The 458-nt window shown below is 19.4% G+C and carries 1 protein-coding gene; it reads right to left on the reverse strand.

Annotated elements, in window-relative coordinates; genetic code table 11:
- Positions 1 to 171: 171 nt before the first annotated feature.
- Positions 172 to 458, reverse strand: a 287-nt coding sequence (locus HZY83_RS07705) for a transposase (protein ID WP_179943467.1), incomplete at its 5' end; no start/stop codon positions are given.

Here is a 458-nt window from a genome sequence, read left to right on the forward strand (position 1 = left end):
CAATTATTCATATAGACGCTTTTACATCAATTTATAGTTTTTTGATGTTAAAATACACGACTAAATAGACTTACTATTTTCAATTTTTTTTGAAATCATTAAAAATATTTTAATTACTGGTTGAATATTTTTTAATTAGTAAGCCTAAGTCTATATTTAATTAATAACTAATCATTCTAACTGTTTGCTTTTAGCTATATAATTAAATATCAATAATATTCTTGTTCTAAAATTTTCAAAATTCCTATATCCACAAGCATTACGCTTTAATAATTTAATTGTTCTATTTGCTGATTCTAGCTTTCCATTTGAATACTTATATATAATAGAATTTTCAATATAATTTCTATATTTGTTTAATGTTTTAACACATCTTTTCAATTTTTCATTGGTTATATTTTTATAATCATTTTCTTTCAGTAAATTTCTAAAATAAGATATGTCTTTATTATCTATAG

Source organism: Gemella sp. GH3 (assembly GCF_013415425.1).
Classification (GTDB): Bacteria; Bacillota; Bacilli; order Staphylococcales; family Gemellaceae; genus Gemelliphila.